The 6,932-nt window shown below is 40.6% G+C and carries 5 protein-coding genes and 1 rRNA gene; all 6 read right to left on the bottom strand.

Annotation, left to right across the window (positions count from 1 at the left end; genetic code table 11):
• Positions 1-454: 454 nt before the first annotated feature.
• On the bottom strand, positions 455-1,888 hold the full coding sequence (locus EKM81_RS08455) for a 6-phospho-beta-glucosidase (RefSeq protein WP_125650730.1): 1,434 nt from the start codon (positions 1,886-1,888) through the stop codon (positions 455-457).
• Positions 1,889-2,319: 431 nt separating this feature from the next.
• The gene (locus EKM81_RS08460; protein ID WP_125650732.1) at positions 2,320-3,666 is read right to left on the bottom strand and encodes a PTS sugar transporter subunit IIC; all 1,347 of its coding nucleotides are present in this window, start codon (positions 3,664-3,666) and stop codon (positions 2,320-2,322) included.
• 153 nt (positions 3,667-3,819) lie between these two features.
• Positions 3,820-4,563, bottom strand: coding sequence for a MurR/RpiR family transcriptional regulator (locus EKM81_RS08465; protein ID WP_125650734.1), 744 nt, complete (start codon positions 4,561-4,563; stop codon positions 3,820-3,822).
• A gap of 425 nt (positions 4,564-4,988) precedes the next feature.
• Positions 4,989-5,468 (bottom strand): threonine/serine exporter family protein, encoded by a 480-nt coding sequence (locus EKM81_RS08470; RefSeq protein WP_125650735.1) that lies wholly within the window; start codon positions 5,466-5,468, stop codon positions 4,989-4,991.
• Between the two features lie 11 nt (positions 5,469-5,479).
• Entirely contained in the window at positions 5,480-6,259 is a 780-nt protein-coding gene (locus tag EKM81_RS08475) for a threonine/serine exporter family protein (protein WP_125650737.1), read from the bottom strand.
• Positions 6,260-6,846: 587 nt separating this feature from the next.
• Positions 6,847-6,932: ribosomal RNA gene (gene rrf, locus EKM81_RS11665) — 5S ribosomal RNA — on the bottom strand; the annotation flags it as partial.

Below are 6,932 nucleotides of genomic sequence, written 5' to 3' on the forward strand. Positions count from 1 at the left end.
TTCCAAACCTATTTGCATATTATTAGTATATTTATTATGTATTTTTTGATATTTTTTCTTATATGTTGTCAGTTTCAAGATTTAATTAAAAATTGTCGGCCCACACGGCCCATTTAATTTCAGCATTAGTCTCCTGTTGCCGCCAACCCACAAGCGACTAAATCCATTTCACTCTTAAATTTAGAAAAACAGAAAACGGCTGTACGCTAAGATTTTTGCTAAAAAAAGAGTGTGAAAAAAGGCGGTCAGCCGGTGAGCATTAACGAAAAATGCCGAACAATTCGTTAGAATTGCTCGGCATTTTTGCGTTAAGCGGAACCGGTTGCCTTTTGAGAACACGTTTCAGCAGCGAAAGTTCGTATTATTTTTTGGAGAATAGACTTATGTCCCAGACTCTTCTGTTTGAGGTTATGAGCACTAGTTAACTGTCTTTAATCACACGCAATGGCAGCTTTTAGCCTAGATCTTCACCATTAGTAGCAATTACTTCTTTGTACCAGTCGAAAGAATCTTTGCGTGACCGCTTTAGAGTGCCTTCACCAGCATCATTCTTATCTACGTAAATGAAGCCGTAGCGTTTATCCATTTGACCAGTCCCGGCTGAAACTAAATCAATACAACCCCAAGGTGTGTAGCCCATTAAATCAATGCCGTCAATTTCTACGGCTAATTTCATTTGTTCAATGTGACGCCGGAGATAATCAATGCGATAGCTATCATGAACTTTACCATCAGCACCAACTTTATCAATCGCACCAAAACCATTTTCCACGATAAACTGTGGTAAGTTGTAGCGGTCGTTGAACCAGTTCATCCCATAACGCAAACCTTCAGGATCAACGGCCCAACCCCATTCAGAGTGTTCCAAATATGGGTTCGTCGTTTGACCGTTTTGCTCGTCATAATGGTATTCAGGAGCATTCCCATTATCTTTGATACAAGCAGACATGTAGTAGCTAAAACCAATATAATCAACGGTCCCTGCTTTAAGGACATCTAAATCTTCTTCAGTGATATCTAAGTTGAAGTTTTCCCGTTTAAAATGAACTGGTAACCAGCTAGGGTAGCGGCCATTGCAATGTACATCAGCAAACCAATAACGTGCTTGCATCGCTTTTTCAGCACTCATAATATCCTGTGGTTTAGCTGTCAATGGATAAATAGGCACCATAGCGATCATACAACCAACCTGGTTGTTAGGGTCAATTTCATGGGCTTTTTGAACTGCCAAGGCACTGGCAACTAATTCAAAATGACTCGCTTGATACATTAAGCGCTCCATATTTTCGCTAGGATCAACTGTTAACCCAGAGTTTGTCATCAAGGCAAATGGGCTATCATAATTGGTTTGGTTATTGATTTCGTTGAAGGTCATCCAATATTTAACTTTACCAGAGAAACGTTCGAAACAAGCCGTCGCGAATTTCATGAAGAATTCGATCATCTTGCGATTACGCCAGCCACCATATTTTTTAACTAGGTGGAACGGAATCTCAAAGTGAGACAACGTAATCACTGGTTCAATCCCATATTTATGACATTCATCAAATAAATCATCATAGAACTTCAAGCCAGCTTCGTTAGGTTCTGCCTCGTCGCCTTCAGGAAAAATTCGTGTCCAAGCGATTGAAGTCCGGAAACATTTGAAGCCCATTTCGGCAAATAATTTGATATCTTCAGGATAATGATGGTAAAAATCAATCGCCTCATGGTTAGGATAATTCTTACCAGGCAAAACACCATCGGTAATTTCCCGTGAAACACCATTGGCACCAGCAGTCATTACATCAGCCACACTAATACCCTTGCCGCCTTCTTGCCAGCCACCTTCAAGTTGATGAGCAGCAACCGCGCCGCCCCAGAGAAAATCTTTACGTAAACCTGTCATTAACGAGACCTCTTTCTACGATTTAGTTTATTCAGATCAGTGAACCAATCTGTTGTTAAGCACCATTTTATTCAGTCGCCAGCTTACCGCACAAATTCAGAACTCAAGGTTGCTGGCTAACAACACATTTAGGATAACATACTTTGACAACGTTTTTATAAACGACTTTGGAAAATCACGGTCAAAATTGAAAGCTAAAAGGTTGATTTCTGTTAAAAGCAAGTCTGGGACACCAGCTATTTAGACCAACCAAGGTTAAACCTTGGTTGCAGAAACGTGTCCTCAAAAGACAACCGGTTCCGCTTAACGTAAAAATAACGAGCAATTCTAGCAGAATTGTTCGTTATTTTACGATAATGCTCACCGGCTGACTGCCTTTTGTCACATTCTTATTCTAGAGAGATTCAAAAAATGAGTAATAACTAACTTCATTATTTTCCATCAGCCGCAATAATATCTGCGGTACTTTCACCTTGTTCTTGTGCATAAAGAATTTGGTCTTGCTTACGTGCGAATGGCAAATAGATAAAGAAGGTCAAGACCAACATCAACGCTTGCCAGATTGCTGTCCGTACACCACCGACTAAAAAGCCTGAGAAAATTGGTGGTGTGGTCCACGGTACCATTGTCCCGCCGAATAATGGAATCCAGCCCAGACGTAAAGCGACCCAAGTTAGAATCGCTGATGCCATTGGTGCTAAGAAGAAAGGAATGCCCATGATTGGGTTCATGACAATTGGTGCCGCAAAGAGAATTGGTTCGTTAATATTGAAGAATCCTGGCGCAATTGATAATCGTCCTAGCGTTTTCCATTGTGCTGATTTAGCAAAGAAGAACATAAAGATAACCAAACCAATTGTCATCCCAGATCCAGTAACTGTCATGAATTGATCCATTAATTGTTGCGTTACAATATGACCACCATTGGCAACTGTTAACGCCTTACCAGAATCAATAATCTTTTGGTTGGCCAAGGCATTAGCTTGTAGCAATGGTCCCATGATTCCACCAACAATCGTTGCACCATGAACCCCAAAGAACCAGAGGAATGGCACAATAAAAGCTATTGCTAGCATCCCACCAAAAGAATCTGTCATCCCTTGCAGTGGCGTCTGAATGACTTGATAAATCCACTCAACCATCGTTGATTGTGTGACCTTATCAAAGAACAGATAAACTAGCATGAAGCCAGTAATCAGTACTGCTGCAGGAATCAATGCTGTAAATGAAGCTGAAACATTTGCTGGGACAGCATCTGGTAATTTAATCGTGATATTCTTCTTCAAGAACCAACTATAAACAGCCCCGACAATCAAACCGATCAAGATGGAGGCAATCATGCCTTTGCCACCCAGCCAATCCCGATCAATAAAAGTCGTTTGCGCCATCTGACCAGCAGTTGCAACAACTTTATCATTAATGGTAACAGGATTTGATGGCCGCATCACTAAGAAGAAGCACGTCGCTGCTAATAACCCAGCTGGTAACGGCTCATAACCTTCATCACGAACCCAAGAATAGGCAATCCCAATAACTGCAAAGAGCGCCATAATTGCAAAAGACGCATTGTAAGCCACATTCCAGTATGGCACCATTCCCGTGCTAGCCATCCATTTTGACCAGGCAGGTACTGGTAAATTAGCTAGCAACAAGAACACAGAGCCAACAATGGTAAATGGCATGACATACAACATCCCATTTTTAAGCGCACTGATAGGTCTAGTTGTAACAAACTTCATGACTGGTGGCAAAATATGTTTATTGATCCAATCGTTCATGGAAACCACTCCTTATAATAAACTAATAATGACGGCGTTAGAAACGCTTACAAGCAAATTATAACCTGTTTATTATTAAAAAAGAGCGGTTGTGAAGTTTTTGACACATGTTTTGTTATTTTGTTACGTGTTTCATTTGTGTCACATGTTTCTTTATTTCGTGCGAATCTGTTCGCTAAAGCGTTGCGCAATAGTTTCTAGTAGATAGACCACGGGAATCTGGGTAGTCATGTTAACGTGATCATCTGTATTCCGTTCAGGCATATAATAAGAAATTGTTAGATCGGCAACCTTACTCAAGGGTGATTTTTCATGATTGGTAATGGCAACAATTTTCGCATTATGACGCTTATACTCACCAGCCCGCATTAACATCCGATCGGTTTCTCCAGAAACTGAAAGAATCATGACCACCGTGTCGCTTAAATCATAGTCTTGCAAAATCTGAGGTTGAAAAGGATCTGTTTGCGCAAAAGCATAACCGCCAGCGTTACCCATAAATCTCGCACCGTACTCAGCTAGGCAGCCAGAACTACCAATTCCCACATAAACCAAGGTGCGTGCTGATAAAATAATCTCAAGCCAACGATTGATCTGCTGTTCAAATTCATCACGGGAAACCTTGGTAAAGAAATCAGTTAAGGGTGTACTAATATCATAGGTCGGAAATGTCCGTTGCTCAGTATTCAGCTCATCGCGAATCATATATTTTAATTCTGGAAAACCACTTAGATTCAACTTCTGACAAAAACGATTAATCGTCGCCGTTGACACATGTGTGACCTGTGCTAAGTCACGAATTGTCTGGCCTTGAACCGTTTTTGGATGACTAATGATGTAGTTATAAACATCTAATTCCAATTCACTCAATGTCTTCAAATCAATATTGTGAAACATCTAATCACCTCAGACTCATTGTAACATGTTACAACAGCGTCTGACAAAAAGTAGTTGGTCAGTCAAGCCAGCATTTTTATTAAGACTGACAAGTTTGCTCCCCTAGATAAAGCCCACCACCAGACAACCCCTATCTCAATTGGTCTTGTTCTGAACACGCAACTTGATATTATCGCCCAAGCTTAGTAACACTTGTGACGCCACACAAAAAGGCATATTCAATGATTTCTCATTAAATATGCCTCTTCGTGGTGGTACGTCAAATGACGCAATCGTTAGTCGCTCCACAACTTCTAACGAACGTGTCGCCTCACAAATCCGGTGAGCTACCATGCAAGTAGAGGACACGCCACGACTCTTTTACCCATGTTTCGGGTTACTCGACTCATCGCATAACCTTATTCTAACACAAACACTTGTAACTGTCAGTGACTATTTTTATCAAGTAAATTCTGTTGTTGATGTTGCCGAAAATGACGCCAAACCTCGTCCAATAACGACGTTAACATAAAGCCAACTGCAATTGCCCCAGCGACCATTGCTACCCGAAAAGTGTAAATAATGGCCTGATCAGCGCTGCCAAAAACCATTTCATGAACGGCTTGATAGGCAGTAGCACCTGGAACTAGCGGTACAATTCCAGGAATATTAAAGAGAATAGCTGGCATCCTTTTACGCCGTGCAAAGATAATTCCCATCACACCTAATAACAGTGAACCAGCAACATTAGCCACCATACGGCCACTTCCAAGATTGTACAATAGCCAGTAAGTCAACCAGCCAGCTGTACCACAAATCCCACAACTATTTAATGCGCGCCGGGGAATATTGATACAAATCGCGAAGGCAATCGTCGCTAGATAACTAAATCCTGTTTGAATAACTAACTGCAACCAAATATTCATGCAACCACCTCCTAGAAAAAGAACCGAAAGCAAAGACCGATACCAGTCCCAATTGCGGCTGCCGTTAAGATTGCTTCAACTGCACGAACTGTTCCCGTCAATAAATGACCAGCAAATAAATCACGAATTGAATTAGTCAACGGTACACCAGGAACCAAGGGCATCATGGCGCCAATCAAAATATTATTATAATTACTGCCCCAATTTAGCCTAATTGCCACAACTCCGAGAACCCCAATTGTCAGTGCCGCTAGAAATTCGCTTAGAAACTTAACTCGCGTCCATAAATTGATGTAATAATTAGCCAAATAACCGCAACCACCAATTAACCCAGTAATCAGAAAATCTCGCCAATCATACTGACCGGAGAATAAAATCATCAGTGTTGCACTAACCACAATTGCAGCCAGTGTTTGTAACCATAAGGGAAAGAATAGTGACTCTCGATCAATTTGTTCTAAATCATAATGTAGTTGCCACAGGCCGATTTCTCCTGCGGCAAATCGTCGTGACAAGGTATTTACCTGTTGAACCTTTTCTAAGTTAATTGTTCGTTGATTGATTTGCCTTAATTCAGAAACCGGCTGGCCCTTAATTCCAAAAAATAAACCAGTAGGGGTTGTGTAGATGACACTGTTCTTGACGCCGGCATTATTCGCAATCCGATTGATTGTATCCTCAACCCGATACATTTCAGAACCACTTTCAATCATGATTCGCCCCGTTAATAGGCAAGTATCAATCAGTAAATCAAGTTTATATGTTGAAATTGGCAATGCTGGTTGATTCATTGTGATTCCTCCAATCATCTAAACGCAATTGTTTTCAGATATTTGTCATCACAATAATTGGTTTTATTTACGACGACTACTCACATTCTAACGGCTCTATCAGGGTAAAACAACCATTCTTAGTGATTCCTTTAGGAAAAAATTCGGCGCTACAATATTTGAAGTGGATCGACATCTTGTCTTGAAGCTTCTTTTTTCTATACCATTAATATTTTAGACACGCAAAAAGGACACCACTTGATTGCTGTCTAATCTACACCTACCACAGTAATAGTAAAGAGAGGAATTTAGTGATGTCCCTTACTGACCAGTCTATCCGAAATCTGCTTGAAATAAAAGACCAAAATATTATTTTTATTGAAGATACTTATTTTGATGTCGTTAAAGGACTCCAGGCTCTGATTATCCCTACCATTCTTACCTATCCGATTGATAAGTGTATTAACTGTGGCTTCACCAGAAAAGTCGTTAAATATGGGTTTAATACTAAGATGATTATTGGACCATTATTTCGACGAAGAATCTGAGTTTTTTTTTTATGTAACAAAAAAGGAATTGAGCTTTTAAACTCAATTCCTTACTTGTTAGCGTGGCAACGCCCTATCCTCGCAGGCAGTCTCCCACCAACTACTTTCAGCGCTAAGAAGCTTAACTTCTGTGTTCGGCATGGATA

Source organism: Lapidilactobacillus gannanensis (genome assembly GCF_003946675.1).
GTDB classification, from domain to species: Bacteria; Bacillota; Bacilli; order Lactobacillales; family Lactobacillaceae; genus Lapidilactobacillus; species Lapidilactobacillus gannanensis.